This window comes from Nocardia sp. alder85J, from assembly GCF_020176955.2.
Lineage (GTDB): Bacteria > Actinomycetota > Actinomycetes > Mycobacteriales > Mycobacteriaceae > Nocardia.
Map to the genome: position 1 here is coordinate 22786 of NZ_JAIUCZ020000005.1, position 17644 is coordinate 40429.

General features: G+C 70.4%; 22 protein-coding genes and 1 pseudogene. 9 read left to right on the forward strand and 14 right to left on the reverse strand.

Going from position 1 to position 17644, the window contains the following annotated elements; all coding sequences use genetic code 11:
- Window positions 1–2: 2 nt before the first annotated feature.
- From LBW94_RS19790 to LBW94_RS19800, 3 genes and pseudogenes are all read right to left on the reverse strand, one after another.
- Window positions 3–1529 (reverse strand): fatty acyl-CoA synthetase, encoded by a 1527-nt coding sequence (locus tag LBW94_RS19790; RefSeq protein WP_225059243.1) that lies wholly within the window; start codon window positions 1527–1529, stop codon window positions 3–5.
- Window positions 1530–1846: 317 nt separating this feature from the next.
- Window positions 1847–1981 (reverse strand): annotated as a pseudogene (locus LBW94_RS19795) (AraC family transcriptional regulator); the annotation flags it as partial.
- Window positions 1982–2025: 44 nt separating this feature from the next.
- Window positions 2026–2544 (reverse strand): hypothetical protein, encoded by a 519-nt coding sequence (locus tag LBW94_RS19800; protein ID WP_225059242.1) that lies wholly within the window; start codon window positions 2542–2544, stop codon window positions 2026–2028.
- 48 nt (window positions 2545–2592) lie between these two features.
- On the opposite strand from LBW94_RS19800, the gene LBW94_RS19805 reads away from it, so the two are divergent.
- Complete coding sequence (locus tag LBW94_RS19805; protein ID WP_225059241.1) at window positions 2593–3048, forward strand: pyridoxamine 5'-phosphate oxidase family protein; 456 nt, start codon at window positions 2593–2595, stop codon at window positions 3046–3048.
- A gap of 6 nt (window positions 3049–3054) precedes the next feature.
- On the opposite strand, the gene LBW94_RS19810 is transcribed toward LBW94_RS19805, so the two are convergent.
- The 6 genes from LBW94_RS19810 to LBW94_RS19835 all read right to left on the reverse strand — a co-directional run bounded on the left by LBW94_RS19810 (window position 3055) and on the right by LBW94_RS19835 (window position 7897).
- Complete coding sequence (locus tag LBW94_RS19810; protein ID WP_225059240.1) at window positions 3055–3432, reverse strand: VOC family protein; 378 nt, start codon at window positions 3430–3432, stop codon at window positions 3055–3057.
- 73 nt (window positions 3433–3505) lie between these two features.
- The gene (locus tag LBW94_RS19815) at window positions 3506–4153 is read right to left on the reverse strand and encodes an isochorismatase family protein (RefSeq protein ID WP_225059239.1); all 648 of its coding nucleotides are present in this window, start codon (window positions 4151–4153) and stop codon (window positions 3506–3508) included.
- Between the two features lie 11 nt (window positions 4154–4164).
- The gene (gene rutA, locus LBW94_RS19820; RefSeq protein WP_225059238.1) at window positions 4165–5247 is read right to left on the reverse strand and encodes a pyrimidine utilization protein A; all 1083 of its coding nucleotides are present in this window, start codon (window positions 5245–5247) and stop codon (window positions 4165–4167) included.
- A gap of 121 nt (window positions 5248–5368) precedes the next feature.
- Window positions 5369–6394: a LacI family DNA-binding transcriptional regulator gene (locus LBW94_RS19825; RefSeq protein ID WP_225059237.1), complete on the reverse strand. Its 1026-nt coding sequence runs from the start codon at window positions 6392–6394 to the stop codon at window positions 5369–5371.
- A gap of 73 nt (window positions 6395–6467) precedes the next feature.
- Window positions 6468–7256 (reverse strand): SDR family NAD(P)-dependent oxidoreductase, encoded by a 789-nt coding sequence (locus tag LBW94_RS19830; protein ID WP_225059236.1) that lies wholly within the window; start codon window positions 7254–7256, stop codon window positions 6468–6470.
- A gap of 56 nt (window positions 7257–7312) precedes the next feature.
- Window positions 7313–7897, reverse strand: a complete 585-nt coding sequence (locus LBW94_RS19835; protein WP_225059235.1) for a TetR/AcrR family transcriptional regulator — start codon at window positions 7895–7897, stop codon at window positions 7313–7315.
- A 403-nt stretch (window positions 7898–8300) separates the two neighbouring features.
- On the opposite strand from LBW94_RS19835, the gene LBW94_RS19840 reads away from it, so the two are divergent.
- Entirely contained in the window at window positions 8301–8657 is a 357-nt protein-coding gene (locus LBW94_RS19840; RefSeq protein ID WP_225059234.1) for a hypothetical protein, read from the forward strand.
- Between the two features lie 7 nt (window positions 8658–8664).
- On the opposite strand, the gene LBW94_RS19845 is transcribed toward LBW94_RS19840, so the two are convergent.
- Entirely contained in the window at window positions 8665–9387 is a 723-nt protein-coding gene (locus LBW94_RS19845; RefSeq protein WP_225059233.1) for a TetR/AcrR family transcriptional regulator, read from the reverse strand.
- Window positions 9388–9483: 96 nt separating this feature from the next.
- Between LBW94_RS19845 and LBW94_RS19850 the strand changes: the two genes are divergently transcribed.
- Window positions 9484–10185 (forward strand): NAD(P)-dependent oxidoreductase, encoded by a 702-nt coding sequence (locus LBW94_RS19850; RefSeq protein ID WP_225059232.1) that lies wholly within the window; start codon window positions 9484–9486, stop codon window positions 10183–10185.
- 26 nt (window positions 10186–10211) lie between these two features.
- Window positions 10212–10523: a hypothetical protein gene (locus LBW94_RS19855; protein ID WP_266271622.1), complete on the forward strand. Its 312-nt coding sequence runs from the start codon at window positions 10212–10214 to the stop codon at window positions 10521–10523.
- Here LBW94_RS19855 and LBW94_RS19860 read toward each other — a convergent pair.
- On the reverse strand, window positions 10475–11395 hold the full coding sequence (locus LBW94_RS19860; RefSeq protein WP_225059231.1) for a DUF5996 family protein: 921 nt from the start codon (window positions 11393–11395) through the stop codon (window positions 10475–10477). The genes LBW94_RS19855 and LBW94_RS19860 overlap by 49 nt on opposite strands.
- Before the next feature lie 152 nt (window positions 11396–11547).
- Window positions 11548–11847: an ArsR/SmtB family transcription factor gene (locus LBW94_RS19865; RefSeq protein ID WP_225059230.1), complete on the reverse strand. Its 300-nt coding sequence runs from the start codon at window positions 11845–11847 to the stop codon at window positions 11548–11550.
- A 270-nt stretch (window positions 11848–12117) separates the two neighbouring features.
- On the opposite strand from LBW94_RS19865, the gene LBW94_RS19870 reads away from it, so the two are divergent.
- Complete coding sequence (locus LBW94_RS19870; protein WP_225059229.1) at window positions 12118–12489, forward strand: hypothetical protein; 372 nt, start codon at window positions 12118–12120, stop codon at window positions 12487–12489.
- Between the two features lie 109 nt (window positions 12490–12598).
- Here LBW94_RS19870 and LBW94_RS19875 read toward each other — a convergent pair whose 3' ends face one another.
- A complete protein-coding gene (locus LBW94_RS19875) occupies window positions 12599–14080 on the reverse strand; it encodes an FAD-dependent monooxygenase (RefSeq protein ID WP_225059228.1) in 1482 nt (493 codons plus the stop codon).
- 85 nt (window positions 14081–14165) lie between these two features.
- Between LBW94_RS19875 and LBW94_RS19880 the strand changes: the two genes are divergently transcribed.
- The 3 genes from LBW94_RS19880 (at window position 14166) to LBW94_RS19890 (ending at window position 16123) form a co-directional block, all read left to right on the forward strand.
- A complete protein-coding gene (locus LBW94_RS19880) occupies window positions 14166–14798 on the forward strand; it encodes a TetR/AcrR family transcriptional regulator (protein ID WP_225059227.1) in 633 nt (210 codons plus the stop codon).
- 307 nt (window positions 14799–15105) lie between these two features.
- The gene (locus LBW94_RS19885) at window positions 15106–15579 is read left to right on the forward strand and encodes a DinB family protein (RefSeq protein WP_225059226.1); all 474 of its coding nucleotides are present in this window, start codon (window positions 15106–15108) and stop codon (window positions 15577–15579) included.
- 214 nt (window positions 15580–15793) lie between these two features.
- On the forward strand, window positions 15794–16123 hold the full coding sequence (locus LBW94_RS19890; protein WP_225059225.1) for a DUF3759 domain-containing protein: 330 nt from the start codon (window positions 15794–15796) through the stop codon (window positions 16121–16123).
- A gap of 229 nt (window positions 16124–16352) precedes the next feature.
- Here LBW94_RS19890 and LBW94_RS19895 read toward each other — a convergent pair whose 3' ends face one another.
- The gene (locus LBW94_RS19895) at window positions 16353–17138 is read right to left on the reverse strand and encodes a helix-turn-helix transcriptional regulator (protein WP_225059224.1); all 786 of its coding nucleotides are present in this window, start codon (window positions 17136–17138) and stop codon (window positions 16353–16355) included.
- A gap of 151 nt (window positions 17139–17289) precedes the next feature.
- On the opposite strand from LBW94_RS19895, the gene LBW94_RS19900 reads away from it, so the two are divergent.
- A complete protein-coding gene (locus tag LBW94_RS19900; RefSeq protein WP_225059223.1) occupies window positions 17290–17502 on the forward strand; it encodes an EF-hand domain-containing protein in 213 nt (70 codons plus the stop codon).
- Window positions 17503–17644: the final 142 nt, after the last annotated feature.

Below are 17644 nucleotides of genomic sequence, written 5' to 3' on the forward strand. Positions count from 1 at the left end.
CGCTATCCGGCCGCACCGCGCAATTCGCGCTCGAGCAGTTTGCCGCTCTGATTGCGCGGCAGCGCGTCGGCGAACCGAATGTGCTTGGGCACCTTGAACGGTGCGATCAACGGCCGGACATGGCCGATCAGCTCGTCCGCGGTGGCGGCGTGCCCGTCACGCAGCACCACCACCGCGGTGATCGCCTCGATCCACCGTTCGTCCGGCACCCCGATCACCGCGACCTCCGCCACCGCGGGGTGGGTGTACAGGGCGTCCTCGACCTCCCGCGAGGCGACCATGATGCCGCCGGTGTTGATCACGTCCTTGATCCGGTCGACGACGGTGACGAAGCCCTCGGCGTCGCGGGTGACCAGATCGCCGGAGTGGAACCAGCCGTCGCGGAACGCCTCCGCCGTCGCCACCGGATCGTCCCAGTAGCCCCGGCACAGTTGCGGCGACCGGTACCGGATCTCGCCCGGCTCACCGGCCGCGACCTCGGCCCCTTCCGCGTCCACCACCCGCGCTTCGACGAAGAACACCGCCCGCCCGCACGACGCGGGCCGGTCCGCATGCTCCTCCGGCCGCAGCACGGTGGCCAGCGGACCGATCTCCGACTGCCCGAAACAGTTGTAGAACCCCAGCTCCGGGAACCGTTCCCGGAGCCGGTTCAGCACCGTGACCGGCATGATCGAGGCGCCGTACTGCGCCTTGCGCAGCGACGACAGGTCCCGGGTGGCCAGATCGGGATGGTTGGCCAGCGGCACCCACACCGTCGGCGCGAGGAACAGCGAGCCGATCCGGTCCTGTTCGATCCGGCGCAGGATCTCCGTCACATCCGGGGCGGCCAGCAGCCGCACGGTCGCCCCCACCGACAGATACGGCAGCATGAACACGTGCATGCCGGCCGAATGGTAGAGCGGCATCGCGACCAGCGGATCGTCCGCGTCGGTGAAATCCAGTGCGATCACCGAGGATACGTACTCGTACACCAGCGCCTCGTGGGTCATCATGGCGCCCTTGGGTTTCGAGGTGGTCCCCGAGGTGTAGAGCAGCTGCGCCAGCTCACCCGGCGCCGCGGCCGATTCGATCGCGGGAACCGGTCCGGCGGTGGCGGATTCGAGCAGCGAGCCGTCGGCGTCGCGCAGCGGCAGCACATGGTCCAGCGCGGTGAGCTCGGCGCGCACCGACGCGAACGTCCCGGCCAGCGCCGGATCCACCAGTGCCGCCCGCGCTCCCGACTGCCCGACCAGATAGCTCAGCTCCCCACCGGTGAGCGCGTAGTTGATCGGCACGTGCACCAGCCCGGCCCGCGCGCAGGCGAGGAAGCCGATCACGTACGCATCGGAATTGGTGCCGTACGCGGCAACCCGATCGCCGTGCCGCAGCCCCAGTGCCAGCAACCGCGCGTCCGCCCGCGACACCGCGTCGTCCAGCGCCCGGTAGCCGTGCTCGCGCCCGGCGAACGTGAGCGCCACCCGATCCCCGAACCGCGCCGCCGACCGCCGCAGCACCCCGTCGATCGTATTCCCCGAAACTGCCTCTACCACTGTTTTTCCTTCTCGCCAGGCTTCCGACCCCGGGGCGGCGATACGTCCGCCGCCCCGGAATCCGATGCTGCGCTCAGGGTATCGACTCCCCTCCCCGAATCCGGCGGTTCGCCGGATGATTCCGGACCGACCCGCATGTCGGCGGCACACCGGCGACACGATCCGGGAGATCACCGCCCCCGGCGGCCGGCGGGAGCACAACGCCGCACCGGCCCCGCCGTCGTGAGCGGGATACGCAGGGCGGGAAACGATCCCGGCACCGCCGCGCACCACCTGTGGTACACGCCGGGCACCGGCTCCCGGGGCACGCTGCCCACCGGCTGATCGTGCACGATGAACTGCGCCTGTCCCCCTTCGCTTTCCAGCGGCATGACCGACAGCCTGGCGGTATCGGCCGCCACGGCCGAACCGTGGTCGCGGCGAATCATGCGCAGGCACAGATCCGGTCCGGCCACGGTGCACCTGCCGCCGATCTCCGCCGCCGTCGGGCCGGGCCTCAGTCCGGCGGCGCCCAGAGGATGCCCTGCATCGCCCGCCCGGCCACGAACCACCACACCGTGACGAGCACCGCGGTACCGACGACGGCGACGGGAATTCGCCAGGCCGGCAACGGTGTTCCGATCGGCCGATCGTCGGGCACGCGGCGCAGCCGATTCCAGCGCCAGCGCAGCCACTGCTGCCCGTCCCGCACCGCCGACGCCGGGAACAGCCCGTAGACCAGCCCGAACCAGCGGGTCGCGCCGATCCCGATACCGCCGGTCCACAGCACCCCGAGCGCCACCTGCCCGACGGCCACCAGCCCGATCGCCAGCTGGCCCGCCACGAACACGCCCCGAGCCAGCTGCCCCACGGCCACGACCCCGGTCGAAACCTGACCCAGCGCAAAGAATCCGGTGGCGATCTGCCCGATCGCGATGAACCCCGTGGCATGCTGACCCACACCGAAAATACCGACGGCCATCGGTCCGACAGCGACTACTCCGACCGTCCCCGGGCCGACAGCCAACACCTGCATGGCCGGAAGCCTACGGGCAAATACCCCGCAGGATGCGATCATGAGCACATGACGACATGGCACGACGTGGAACTGGCCGTGCCGGAGTTCGCACAGCGGGTCCGCGCGCTGTTCGACGCACACCGGCACAAGACCATCGCCACTGTCCGCGCCGACGGCGCACCGCGAATCTCCGGTATCGAGGCCACCTTCGACGACGGCCGCCTGGCGTTCGGCTCGATGCCCGGCGCCCGCAAGGCCGCGGACCTGCTGCGCGACCCCCGCTTCGCCCTGCACAGCGCCACCGTCGATCCGGTCGAGGGCGCCGAGGCGGACTGGCCGGGCGAGGCCAAGATCTCCGGCCGCGCGATCCCGGCCGGTCCGCTCACCGAGGGCCCGGCCGGCGACAGCTTCCACACCGACATCACCGAGGTGGTACACACCCACCTCAACCCGGAAGCCACCCTGCTGGTCGTCGAATGGTGGACCCCCGCAACAGGTCTGCGCCGCGTCGACCGCGAATGACGACGCTCAGCCCTCGATCCGCCACGGCGGATCGTGCCGATTCGTCCCCGCCTTGAACAGGCACAACCGGTGCCCGTCCGGATCCCGCAACCTGGCCTCCCGCCACAGCCAGGGCATGTCCTGTGGCACCTGGTCGAATTCGACGCCCGCCGCCCGCAACCGGTCGCATTCGGCATCGAGATCCTCGGTCTCGAAATAGATGACGATCTGCTCGTCGGCCGGCACACGCGCGACCCGGTCGACGGAGAACGTACTGTCCCCGACCGGACATTCGAACCGCAGATAATCGGTATCCCGCACGATCAGCCGCAACCCGAGCAACCGGTAGAAACGCTCGGCCCGGCCGAGATCGGTCGACCCCACCGTCACCTGATCCAGTCTCATCCGACCACTTCACCACAGCCGCGAGCACGGCGGCGCGATCCCGCGGCACGTGTACCGGGCTCGGCCGGCGCGCTCACCGGCCGGAGATCGTGGCCAGATAGGCCGCCGCGCGGTCCAGCGGCCACACCTCCGCCATCTTCTGCTGGATGTCGAAGAGGTTGGCGGCGTTGATCGCCGCGTCACGGTCACCCACCGCCTCCTCGACCACGATCGGGACGAATCCGTACTGCATCGCGTCCAGGGTGGTGGCGCGGACGCAGCCGCTGGTGGACAGGCCGCCGATCAGGACGGTGTCCACACCGAGTGCGGTCAGGTACGAGTGCAGGGTGGTACCGAAGAACGCGCTGGGATACTTCTTGGTCAGCAGCAGTTCGTCCGGGTTCGGTGCGAGCCCGTCGATCACCTCGGCGAACGGGCTGCCCGCGCAGAATGCCTTCAGGCTGCCCGCTTTCCGGAAGAACACCCCCGCGTCGGCGCCGTCGGCCCGCAGCCGGACCTCGGTCACCACGACGGGGACGCCGGCGGCGCGGGCGTGACCGAGCAGCACCCGCATCGCCGCCACGTTGTCCTCCACCCCGGCGTACAGCGGGCACTCGGGGTCGATGTAGGCGCGGGCCGGGTCGACGAGGACCAGCGCCGGGCGCGCGCCGGGCGCGAGTTCCCGGCCGAAGCCCACGCGGGCGTAATCCGCTGCCTGTGCGGCACGTTCGGCGCCGGTCATCGGTGTCTCCTTCAGGCGGCGGTGGTGATATCGCTGCGGCACTTCATCAACGGCTGGATCCGGGTGCCGAAGGTGTCGACGCCCGCGACGAAATCGTCGAAGGTGAGCATGATTCCCTTGATCCCCGGCACTTCGGCGACCTCGTCCAGCATCCGGGCGATCGTCTCATAGGAGCCGACCAGCGTGCCCATGTTGAAGTTCACCGCACCCTCGGGCAGGGAAATCGTCTTGGCCGTGGAGGATTCGTCGGCGGACACGTCCGCGTCGGACTGGTCGGACATGTAGCCCAGGGCCGCCAGATCGGCGTTGTCGTGGTAGTCCTGCCAGGTCGCCAGGGCCGCTTCGTCGGTCTCGGCGGCGATGATCATGAACAGCGCCAGCGCGCCGACGTCGCGGCCGGTCTTGGCGGCGGATTCCACGAGGGTGGCGGTGGCCTCGGAAATGGCGGTGGGCGTGTTGATTCCGACGCCCAGGATGAAGTTGAAGTCGGCCTTCTCGGCGGCGAACATCATGCCCGTCTTGGACTGCCCGGCCGCCACGATCTGCACCGCGCCGCCGGTGGGCCGCGGCGAGAGCACGCAGTCCTCCATGGTGTAGTGCTCGCCGGTGAAGTTGCTGACGCCGTCGGCCCACAGCTGCCGCATGACCGTCACGTATTCGGCGGCCTGCGCGTACCGGTAACCGAAGTACTCCTCCCCCGGCCACAACCCCATCTGCGAATACTCGTTGGGCGCCCAGCCGGTCACGATGTTGACCCCGAAGCGGCCCGGCGCGATCGAGTCGATGGTGGTGGCCATCCGGGCCACCATCGCCGGCGGCAGCGCGAGGATCGGGGTGGAGGCGAAGAGCTTGATCTTCTCGGTGACCGCGGCCAGGCCCGCCATCAGCGTGAACGACTCCAGATTGTGGTCCCAGAATTCGGTCTCGCCCCCGAATCCGCGCAGTTTGATCATCGACAGCGCGAAGTCCAGCCCGTGCTGCTCGGCCTTCTGCACGATCGTCTTGTTGAGTTCGAAGGACGGCATGTACTGCGGGGCGCTCTGGGAGATGAGCCAGCCGTTGTTGCCGATGGGAATGAAAACACCGATGTCCATAGTTCTGCTCCTGGGACCGACGAGGGCGTTGGCGCGCGACGTCGCCGCGCGATGACTTCGAATGTATTCAGCGGCTGTTGCCGAGCCGAGGCTCGGCGGTTACAGACTCGTTGCCCGGTTTTCAGGGCTCGGCGAGCGGCCCCGCGCTGCCGCGCTGCACCCACTGCACGGGGAAGGCCCGATGCACGGGCACCCCGGCGGCGCCGTCGATCCGGGCCAGCAGCAGTTCCGCGGCGGCGATGGCCATCGCCTCCAGCGGCTGGCGGACGGTGCTCAGGTCGAACATGGACCAGCTGGACGCGTCGAGGTCGTTGTAGCCCACCACCGAGACGTCCGCGGGCACCCGGCGGCCCAGTCGCGCGGCCGCGTCGAGGGTGCCGTAGGCGACGAAATCGGTGATGCAGAACAGCGCGGTCGGCGGCCGGTCCCGGCGCAGCAGCCGGGCGCCGCCCTCGAAACCGGTGGCGGCATCCACCTCGCCCCGGTGCACCAGCTCCTCGTCCAGTGGAAACCCGTTGCGCGCCAACGCCTCCCGGAAGCCACCCTCACGCAGCTTCACACTCGAGTTGTCCAGCGGGCCGGAGATCAGCCCGATGCGCCGGTGCCCCATCGCCAGCAGCCGGTGCGCGACGAGCCGGCCGCCGCCGATGTTGTCCGAGGTGACCCGGTCCACCCGGCCGGCCTGACTGCCGTCGACATCGCGATTGAGGATCACCAGCGGGATCTTCCAGTCGATCATCTCGGACACGATCGGCGAGTCCAGCCGGGCCGAGATGAACACCACCCCGCCGACCAGCCCGCCGCGCAACGCCTGGATGTCCTTCTCCAGCGTGCCGTCGGTGCGGTCGTTCATCAGCAGCACCCGGTAGTCGTGGTCGGCGAAGCGCTCCTGCAACGTGTTCACCAGCGCGGGATACGACGGATTGCGCAGATCCCCGCTGACCACCGCGATCGAGGAGGAGCGCCGGGTGATCAGGTTGCGGGCGGTCAGATGCGGGACATACCCCATCTCGGCGGCCAGGGCCCGGATCCGGTCGCGGGTCTCCTCGATCACCCGGGGGTCGCCACGCATCGCCCGCGACACCGTCGACTGCGACACACCCGCGCGGCGTGCGACGTCGTAGCTGGTGATCGCCTTGTTGCCCACCCGGCAATTCTAGTATCGGCCGGACCACCGGCACGCCCGCCGAAATCCGTTGGGCCGGTGGTCCGCCCGACCGCTACGGGTGGAAGGCGGCGGCGTCTGCGATCACGGCGACCCCGGTGCGGCCGCCGTCGACGTCCAGCACGGTCCCGTGCACGAAGGCGGCGTCGTCCGAGGCCAGATAGGTGGCCGCGGCCGCGATCGCGTCCGGATGACCGGTGCGCCCGGCCGGGGTGCCGTGCATCAGCACCGCCGACCGGGCCGCGACGGCGCAATCCTGGTCCGGATCCACGATCACCCCCGGTGAGAGGGCGTTGACCCGGATGCCCTGCGGGCCGAATTCCGCGGCCCAGGCCCGGGTCAGCGTCTCCATCGCGCCCTTGGTCGAGGCGTACAGCGCGCCGACCGGTAGCCCGAGCCGCGCCACCCAGGAACCGAGGTTGACGATCACGCCGCCCCCGGCCTCGATCATCCGGGGCGCGATCGCCTGGGTGAGGAAGTACGGCGCCTTGACGTTGACCGCGTAGACCCGGTCGAACATCGCCTCGTCGGCGGTGAGGGTGGTCGACGGCGGATAGATGCCGGCGTTGTTCACGAGGATGTCGAGGCGGCCGTCCAGCGCCGCGGCGGCCGCGTCGGCGAGCGCGCGGCTCGCGGCCGCGGTGCCGTCCAGGTCGGCGGCCACGAAATCCGCCCGGCCGCCCTTGTCCCGGAGCTGCGCGACCACCGCCGCACCCCGGGCCGCGTCTCGTCCGGAGACGACGACATGTGCCCCTTCGGCGGCGAAGGCCAGCGCGATGGCACGTCCGATATTGCTGGTGGAACCGGTGATGAGGGCCGTGCGGCCCTGGAGTCGTGATGCCATGCCAGCGACGGTAGGAGCCAATTTCTGGACCGGCAAGTCCAGAAAACGGCGTCGGGTCACACTCCCCGCAGGTGGTCGACGAGCGTGTCGAGCACCGCCTCCAGATGGCCGACGCCGCCGGTCGAGCGCAGCACCTGCACCCCGCCCTGGATACCCGCGATGAAGGCGGCCGCGGCCCGCCCGGCGTCGAGTTCGGCGCGCACCAGCCCCGCGGCCTGCATCTCGGTGATCCCGTGCCGCACATGGTCTTCCCACTGGTCGAGCAGGGTGGTGATCACCTCGGCCGCCCCCGGTGTGCTGCGTGCCTGGCTCATCAGCGCGCCGAGCGGGCAGAGCTGCCCCTGCGCGCGATACCGCGCGACCACCGTGTCCCGCCAGGCGGTCCAGGCCGCCCACGAGGTGAGCGCCCCCAGATACGGCTGCTGATCGTCGAGCACCCGATCGGCCTCGTACTGCGCGACCGCCAGCAGCAATTCCTCCTTCCCACCGGGGAAATAGTGGAAGATCTGCCCCTTGCTGGTGCCGGTGACCGACCGGATGTCGTCGAGGGTGACCTCCGCGGGATCGTCGCGACGCAGATGCGTCGCGGCGCCCTCGACGATGCGCTGCCTGGTCGCGCGCCCCTTGACCGTGAGTGCCACCGCACCGACGGTAGCCGACGCCTATGACGTTCGCGGCACGCCACCGGCACTCGATGGGATCGTTCCCCGGACCGGCTGTGCCCCAGGAACTTCCGAACCCGTCACCACCGCGACCGGCCGCAGATCTCGGGACGGCAACGATCGGCCCGGAAAGGTTTCGGCACGAGTGGAATTGGTGCATCATCTGCGAGTCCGCGATGTCACGATGGGGTTCCGGTCATGATCCGAAGATTCGTACTGCTCGCTGTCACGGCTGTGGTGACCGCGCTCCCCGTGGCGGTTCTCTCGACGCCGGCTGGCGCGACGACCGTCAATTGCGCGTACGCTGGACCGATCGTCGGAAACCCCGGCATGCAGTACGTGTGCTACGTGGTCCACGACGACGGTTCGAGGGAGACGTTCTATGCCCCAGGCCCCCGAACAATCCCCTGATCCGGTCGTCCACGTCACGCAGCAGCCGCGCTTCGTCTCGCAACCGGACGGGCGGGTGCGCGCCTACTACCCCGGCGAGGACTGGTACGTCGTGGGCATCGACCAAGCGGACGCCGTCGGCAAACTGGCCTCCGAAGTGGACCATCGCATGCAGGATCCGGATTACGTGGCAGACCATTTCGCGATGACGCAACGCCACCTGGCCGGGGAGCGGACACCCGGCTTCGAGGCGCACGAGATCAGCCGCGCCGAGTACGAGCGGCGCGGCGCCGCCACCGGCGAGCGGCTGCGCGACGCCACGGCGCCCGAGCGGCGCACCGGCGAATAGCCGCCGGTCACCGCCGCGAGTCCCCCACGGTGAGCCCCAGCGCACCCACCAGATGACCGATCTCGTTGCGGTACAACTTCTCCGGATTCGACGTCTGGGTGCGCAGGTGGCCGAGGACCTCCAGCGACACCAGCCCGTGCAGATGACCCCAGATGCGCAGCGCGACGGCGACCGCGGCCGGCGGTAGGTCCGGGAACTCCTGCCGCACCGCGGCCACCAGTGCCGGTTCGAAGTCGGACCACTCGAATTCCCGGTCGGCGCGGGCGTTTCCGGCGTGCGGCCACGCGCCCGCGGCCAGCCCGATCAGGCCCATGCACGCCCGGTGCTCGGCCTCCGGGGCGGCGCCACCGTCGGGAACGCGGTACCCGGGCACCGGATCGCCGTAGACGAGCCGGAACCCCTCCGGATTTCGCAGCGACCAGTCCCGGAAGGCACACGCCCAGGCCATGATTCGATCGGCGGCCGCGTCGGGCGGGAGGGCGTCGCGCGCGCCCTCCAGTTCGTCGGCGAGGGCACCGTACACATCGCGGATGAGCGTGGTGACCAGATCGTCGCGGGTGGCGAAATAGCTGTAGACCGCGTTGGCGGTCATGCCCATCTCCCGCGCGATCGCGCGCAGCGTGATCGCTCCCGGGCCGCCCTCGGCCATCAACCGCAGCGCGACCTCCTTGATCTCCGAGGTCGTCTCGGAGCGGCGGCGTTCGCGCCGCGTCGGTGTCGCGGTACCCATGCGGGCACTCTACCTCTCGTGATAAAACTTCACGGCAAGCATTCTCTGCACGGCGTATAGTTTCTTCACGTCGTCACTATCAGCTCCGGAGGAACCATGTTCATCGGCATCATCGGCGCGACCGGCAACATCGGCCGCCACCTGGTCGAGGAGGCCCTCGACCGAGGCCATCACGTCGAGGCGTTCACCAGGGACCTCGCCCGCGCCGGCGCCGCACACGAGCGGCTGCGCTGGACCGCACTCGACGCGTTCGACAGCGCCGCGGTCGCCGCCCGGCTACCGGGCCTGGACGCCCTGGTCAGCTGCTACCAGCCCGGCAACGCGGCCACCGATTTCGACGCCACGGTGGCGCAATCCATCGCCGACCCCACCGCGTACGCCACCGTCGCCCGCGCGCTGCTGACCGCGCTCGACACCCAGCCGCGCACCCGCCTGCTGGTCGTCGGCGGCGCGGGCAGCCTCGAATACGCCCCCGGCCAGGTCGCCGCCGACGACGAGCAGCGGCTGCACGCGGCCATGGACGCACTCGGGCTGCCCCGCGGCTACGCCGCCGCGGTCCGCGGCCACCGCGACGCGCTGAACGTGCTGCGCACCTCGAATCGGCTGTGGACCTACCTCAGCCCTGCCGAACAGATCGGCCCCGGTGAGCGCACCGGCCGCTACCGCGTCGGCGGCGACCAGCCCGTCACCGATGCCGACGGCCACAGCCGGATCTCCTTCGCCGACGCCGCCGTCGCGCTGCTCGACGAGATCGAAACCCCCCGTTTCGTCCAGCGCCGCTTCACGATCGGCTACTGACCGACGGAATACACCGGCGGGCCGGCGTGGTGGCGGCCGCGGATCCGGCCGCCGGTCGGCCGGTCGGCGACGAGGTCACCGCCATCGTCGGCTCGATGCCGTGGGGCCGCGGCAGCTACGCGGAACCGCTGGTGCTGGACGGTGATTCGGTCACCGCCATACCGGCCGGCCGCGACTTCGCCGCCGCCGCAACGCTACCGATGAACGGGCTCACCGCCGTCGCGTTCCCGGACGCGATCGACCTGGAACCCGGTGCGACACTGGCGGTCACGGGTGCGGCGCGCGGGTCTCAGCGCACCGGTGGCGGGTTGCCCTCGGCGCTGGCGGCGAGGGGGTAGGGCCAGTCGCACACTCGGCAGGAGTGCCGGAAGGCCGATCGGGTGAAGGCGAGGGCGGCGGCGGCCGGATCGGCGGCGGCGCGGACGTCGTCCCAGTCGAGGACATATTCACCGAGTTCGGATTCCCAGCGGGCGGCGGCGGGTTCCAGTGTGAGGGTGTCGAATCCGTCGGGTGCGGGGTGGGCGTAGGCGTAGAAGGCGGCGCGTCCGTAGCGCTCGTCGCCGGGCCACCAGCCGACCGCCACCTCCTGCGCGTCCATCGCGTTGCGCATGATGAAGTCGCCCGAGGGCGGCGCCGCGGGCGCCCCCGAGAACAGGCTCACCGCGAGGTCGAACGACCCCCACCAGGCGTTCACCGGCGTGCCGCGACCGCGGTACGGCGCCCGGAACTCGGCCAGCACCTGCGCGGCCCGGGTCGCCGCCACGAAATAGTCGGCCACCTGTTCGGGGACGTAGGTGGCGTGCTCCTCGTCGGCATCCAGGGGCACGGTCCAGGAGACCTCCTGCGGGGTGGGGTCGAACTCGACCGGCCCGCCCAATTCCCGCACCGCCGCCAGTACCGCCCGGGTCACCGCGCCGACGGATCTGTGCGGCGTCAGCGGAATCCGTACCGCCGCACCGCTACTGTGCTCGACCACCGCGCAGTGCGACCGCAGATCCAGCACGATGCCCAGCGCCCCCGATCCGTCCGGCGCGGGCAACGCGCCGGTCTCCCAGCCGCGCGTGGTCACTCGCAGCGCCGCGTGCTGCAACTGCGGCTGCGGCGGCGCCAGCCGCGCCGACAGCTTCCCCAGCACCTGGGTGTGCGCGTGCAGCGTGTCGCAGGTGGGTCGCCACCGCTCGTACGGCAATTCCGGCCACGTGGACAACATCCGGTCAGGCTATCCTCCGGCTATCCGGCAACCCGCGGGCGAGCGGCAATCGTTGCCCATCGGATACCTCTCACCCGTCGACGGCCCGCCGGTCGCCCCGACGATGGCCGACACCGTGGTGAGCAGTCCGGCCGCGTCGGGGCGACCAGCCGTCAGGCCGGTCGCTCGAGCACCTCGGCCTGACCGGCGACGACGCCGGTGAGGATCGCGCGGGCTACGGCGAGCAGTTCGGCGACATCGGTGGTGGTGAGGGCGTAGGTCACCGAGAGTCCTTCGCGGCGGGCCGTCACCAGACCGGCGCGGCGTAGCACCGACAGTTGCTGCGAGAGGCTGGCCGCTTCGATTCCGATGTCGGCCAGCATCTCCGAGACGGTGTGCTCTCGCTGGCTGAGCAGTTCCAGGACCCGGATCCGCGCGGGATGTCCCAGCGTCTTGAAGAAGTCGGCTTTCATCTGGTAAAGCGGCCTGCTCGTTCCGGGCACTGGTCAGCAACTCCCTTTCCGCTGGATGCCGGCACCGGCGCAGGCACCGCCTGGCGTTCGCGAAGTCTAGCAACCGGGCGAACCCGCCGGTGCGAGAACAGGACTCCGGCTGATTGCATGATTTGCAAATTACATACCTTGTGGAATTCTTCGGTGTTCGCCGTGCGCGCGAAGGGACCAGTGGGTAGCGTCTCGCCGCGCGGGGGCTCGAGTCGTCAACCCGCGGAGAGAGGAAACACCATGGCGCAGATAGAAATTGCCCTGAAGGACATGATGCTGCTGGACGGCGCGATCGGCGCCGCGGTCGTCGACTACACCAGCGGCATGTCACTCGGCGCGGTCAGCGCGTCGAAATCCCTGGATGTCGAGGTCGCCGCGGCCGGCAACACCGACCTGATCCGCGCCAAGATGCGCACCATCGAACTGCTGGGCCTGGACCAGGAGATCGAGGACGTGCTCATCACCCTCGGCGGCCAGTACCACGTGATCCGGCCGACCCGCAGCCATCGTTCCCGCGGCCTGTTCCTCTACCTCGCCATCGATCGCAGCCGGGGCAATCTGGCCCTGGCCCGCCACCGCCTGAAGGCCATCGAGGAAGACCTCGAGGTCTGACCCGCCTTCGGCACTCCCCCCGCCACTGTCGCACGCGACATTCCATGACGCCCGATACATCGTGATGTCGATCCTGCTCGGCCTCCTCGCCGCGGTCCTGCCGATCCGGCTACCGGGCGGGTGCTGCGAACCATCGGTCGAGCGCCGGGGCGAGCCCGGTGGGGTTCGGGCCGGCCCAGCAGACGTGGCCGTCGGGGCGGACCAGCACCGCGTCGGCGGCCACGTCGCCGGTCGCCTTCGCGATCACGTGGCGCACCCGGTCGTCCCGGCCGCCGACGGACAGACCGGGGCCGTCCAGGTGCAGCAGCAGGCCGCGACCGTCGTGCATCAGATCCGACAGCCGCACCGGACCGGAGTCGGTCACCAGATCCAGGTCGGGCATCCGGTAGCCGATCAGCGGATGGTCGTCGGCGGCGCGGTCATAACAGATGTCCAGTCCGGCGATCATGCCCGACAGATACCGGTTGGCGTCCGGTAGCCGCATCATCGCGGTGAAGATCTCGCGGAGCGCGTCGACATCCTGGTCCCGGATCGGATTGAGCAGCACGCCTTGGGCTTTGGTGTTGCGCAGCACCTGCGCCCCGACCGGATGACGTTCGGCCTGATAGGTGTCGAGCAGCCCGGCGGGCGCCCGGCCGCCGAGTTCGGCGGCGAGCTTCCAGCCCAGGTTGACCGCGTCCTGGATGCCGAGATTCACACCCTGCCCACCGACCGGGAGATGGATGTGCGCGGCGTCGCCGGCGAAGAACACCCGGCCGCTGCGGTAGTCGGTCAATTGCCTTGTCGCATCGGAGAATCGGGAGGCCGCCCGCACCTCGCCGAGCTCGGTGCCCGGACCGTGGACGGCCTGGAGCGCCGCGGTGACCTCCGCGGCGGTGATCGGGGTCTCCCGCGGCACGGCCGGTCCGGTCGTGCGCCCGAACATGAACCGGTACAGGCCGCCGTCGAGCGGGGACAGCACGGTCCAGTAGCCCTCGGCCGCGCGGATGTGATTGCTGAAATGCTGTGCGCTGTCCGGTACTTCGGCCGACCGCGCGGCCAGGGCCACATCCGCGACCACCGAGAACCGGGTCCCGGCGGTGCCGGGGAACGGCACCCCCAGCACCTTGCGGACGATGCTGTGCGCGCCGTCGCACGCGACCAGATACTGCGCGTGCAGGGTCGCGCCGGCGGCGGTGGTGACCGCGACCCCGTCGGCGGTCCGCTCCACCCCGACCACCTCCGCACCGCGGAGCACCGGTGTGCCGCGCTCGCGCAGCCGCTGCTCCAGGAATTGTTCGAGCCGTCCCTGCGGGACCGGAACGGGGGTCGGATAGCGGGTCTGCCACGGCGTGCAGTCCAGTGGCACCGGCAGACCCGCGAAATGGCCGCCGTGCCGCCGGATTCCGGCCGTGTCGCCGAGCAGCGGCGCCAGCAGCCCGCGCAGGTCCAGCACCTCGGCGGTGCGCGGCTGCAAGCTGCCCGCCCGCGACTGCGGGTTCGGCCCGGTCAGCTTGTCCAGCACCAGTGTCGCCACCCCGGCCAGCTCCAGCTCGCCGGCCAGCATCAAGCCCGTCGGCCCGGCGCCGACGATGATCACCTGGTATTCCACCGGAAACTCCTCAAAAGTAGACTAGGTATACATTTATACCAGGGATACTTTTCTCCCGGGTAGATGTTCTGGTTAGGTGGTGGGCATGGGTGACGAACTCGGGCTGCGGGAGCTGAAGAAACAGCGGACCCGGCGGGCCATCTCGGAGGCGGCCATCCGGCTGTTCGTCGAGCGCGGGTACGACAACGTCTCCGTCGTCGACGTCGCAGCCGCCGCGGAAGTGTCCAAGCGCACCCTGTTCGCCTACTTCCCGAGCAAGGAAGACCTGGTCGTGCACAGATTCGCCGACCATCAGGACGAACTGGCCCGGTACGTCCGCGACCGGGCGGCCGGGCAGCTCCCGCTGGACGCGCTGGAGCTGGGCTGGCTCGACGCGTTGCACCGCCACGACGCCGCCACCGGCCTCTGCGACCTGCCCGAGGTGGTGACGTTCTACCGTCTGATCCTCGACACCGACAGCCTGGCCGCCCGGCTGCGGCGATACACCGGCCGCGCCGAACTCCTGCTGGCCGACGAACTGGAGCAGGCCGGATATCCGCGGCTCACCGCACGCCTGACCGCCTGCCAGCTCACCGCCCTGCAAGAGCTGCTCATGGCCGACAACGCCCGCCGGATCGCCGCCGGACAACCCGCCGACGACGTCCACGCCGAGGCCGTCACCGCGGTCGCACACGCCTTCACCCTGCTCCGCGACGGGGTCGGGCTCCCGGAGCGCTGACTCCCCAGCGCCGCACCGGCGCATATCGGCCCGCCGTTGACAGCGGCGCGGCCGCGGTGCGAATCTTGTCCCACGCGTCGTTCCGGCATCGGCCCCGGCGCGGTACCCGGTCCGCGTTCCAGCGGCCGAGCGTCACCTCCCACCCGCTGATCGCCGCGTCCCGGCGTGCGGTCGGACCGTGTCCACGCCTGCCGCGGCGGTGAAGGCCACCTGTTCGGCACACACGGTCCCGCCGGCAAGGGCACGGCCGCGCTCCGGGAGCGAATCAACCCACCACACCTCGCGATACGCGAAAGGAATCCCTGATATGACTCTGCCGCAACGCATTACCGATGGCTCCGAACGAGACCTGCTGGAGAACATGCTCGACCGCAACCGGGCCGGGCTCATCGACACCGTGCACGGGCTGACCGAGGAACAGGCCCGCCGCCGCCTGGTGCCGTCCCTGACCACCCCGATCGCACTGATCAAACACGCCGCGGCCGCCGAACGGGTCTGGTTCCAGACCTTCCTCGAAACCGGCGGCGACACACCGCGTCCGGGCGAGACCGCCAGCTTCGCGGTCGGCCCCGGCGAGACCCTGGCCGAGGTGGTCGACGAATTCCGTTGCGCCAGCACACTATCCCGGCAGATCGCCGCACGCTACCAGCTCGACGACACGAAACCGCACCCCCGCGCCGGCACCGTCAGCATCCGATGGATCTACCTGCTCATGATCGAGGAATTCGCCCGCCACGCCGGCCACGGCGACATCCTGCGCGAACAACTCACCGCGGGATGAGGATCGGCAACCTGCCCCGGCGCCGCATCCCCCCACCGATCGGACCCTGTCGAGGCGGGCCGTCGGCCGGTGGGACCGGCGCACCGAAGCATCCCGAGCGAGAGCTCGGACCCGGGGCCGGCAATCCTGGCGCAACGATTCCCCACCGGGCCGAGGGCCCGGCTATAGTCGTGAATCGCGTTGTCCGGGAAGCGGACACGGGAAGGTAGCTGTCATGGGTCTGTTCGGTCTGTTCGATCACAAGGGCGCTGGGGACGCCCACGGCCAGGTGTACGGGGGCGGTGAACCGCACGAGGGCAGCTGGACGCACGAATTGATCGCGGGCGCCGCCGGTTTCGAGGCGATGCGGGCGTTCGAGAAGCATCAGGAGCGCGAGGGCCAGCCGGTGCACCACGAGCTGGCGAAGGAGTTGATCGCCGGGTTCGCGGCCGCCGAGGTGGACAAGCTGTTCGAGTCCAAGGGCCTGGACTGGCTCGACCGCGACCGCGCCAAGCAGCACGCCAGCGAGCAGGCGGTCGCGCTGTACGACCAGCAGCACGCGTAACCACCGCGGAGCGTTTGCCGGGGCCGGGCCGTACGACCGTACGGTCCGGCCCTCCGCATTCGGCGGCCCGTGCGCGACCGCCGGAAACGACTCGGCGGCGGCGGGTGGCAGACCACCCGCATCGGCCGCCACGACGGGCCGAAGACGTCGGCGCCGCGCGCATTCGGTGACGACCGCCGGGCTCGCGTGGCGACCGGGAGGCCGGTGGCCCTCGGAAGGCCGGTGACGCTCAGGGAGCGGCCGATTCGTCACGGGCCCGGTAGCGGCCGGGGGTGGTACCGATCGCGGCGGTGAACGCGGTGATGAAATTACTGGGATTGGACCAGCCGCAGGCGTGCGCGACGTATGTGGTGTCGTGGCCGTCGGCGAGCAGGACCAGCGCGTGATAGATGCGCACCTGGGTCCGCCACTGGTAGAAGGTCACGCCGAGTTCGTCGTGGAAGAGCCGGCTGAGGGTGCGAGCGCTCGCCCCGGCAGTCCGCCCGAGTTCGGCCAATGCGGAATTGTCCGAAGGGTTTTCGTACAGCACGCGCGCGACTGCGCGCAGCCGATCGTCGCGCGGTTCCGGCAGGTGCAGCGGTTGTTCGGTGGCCTCGCGCAGTTCGTCGACGAGCACCCGGTGCAGGCGGGCGCGGGCGCCGCGATCGTGGTCGCGGGTACCGGTGAGCGTCAGCAGGACCTCACGGGCCAGGCCGGACGCCCGGAACACCACGGGGCCGGGCGGCACCAGGCGGGCCAGCGACGCGGACAGGAAGACGATCCGCATATCGGTGTGCCCGTGCGCGCGGTGGTAGTGGGTGAACCCGGCAGGCGTCCAGGCGACCCGGTCGGCCGGGACGATCGAGGTCCCCCGCTCGGTGTGGACCGATAGCACCCCGCGGGCCGCGTACACCAGATGCCCCCGCGGATGGGCATGCACCGGGCTGGCGCCACCGGACGGCCAGGCGTGCACCCCACCGGACGGCCACAGCCGGGAGGTACCCGGCGGCCCGGAAGGTTGGCGTGCAATGGGCATGGGGTGGCATTTTATCCGCGGGTGCGGCCTGGTGCGGCGCATCGTCCGCGCACCCGGGGCGGGCCACCGCCATCCGGTACGGAGTCGCCCGCCGATCGCTAGGGTGAAGGCGGTCGTTGCGACCGAGATCGTATGAGTGGAGGAGAGATTCGTGGGCAACCTCGAGGAGCAGTTCGGTGCGGCGGACCGGAACGGCGACGGCCGCATCGACATCAAGGAGTACACGGCCTGGAAGGGCGCGACGCTGGGGCGCGCGCTGACCGCCGACGACCTCGACAAGGTCTTCGCCGATTTCATCGCCGCGGACACCGATGAGGACGGCACGCTCGCCTTCACCGAATTCGAGACGATCGCGGGCGACTGACACCACCCCGGCGGCCGGGCCGGGCCACTGCTACGCGGGCGGGCCGGGACCCGGCCCATCCGCCGGCATCGGGCCGGATACGGTCGCACCCGGCCGGATACCGTCCTATCCATCCGGACCCAGGCCCGGCCGCACCGATACC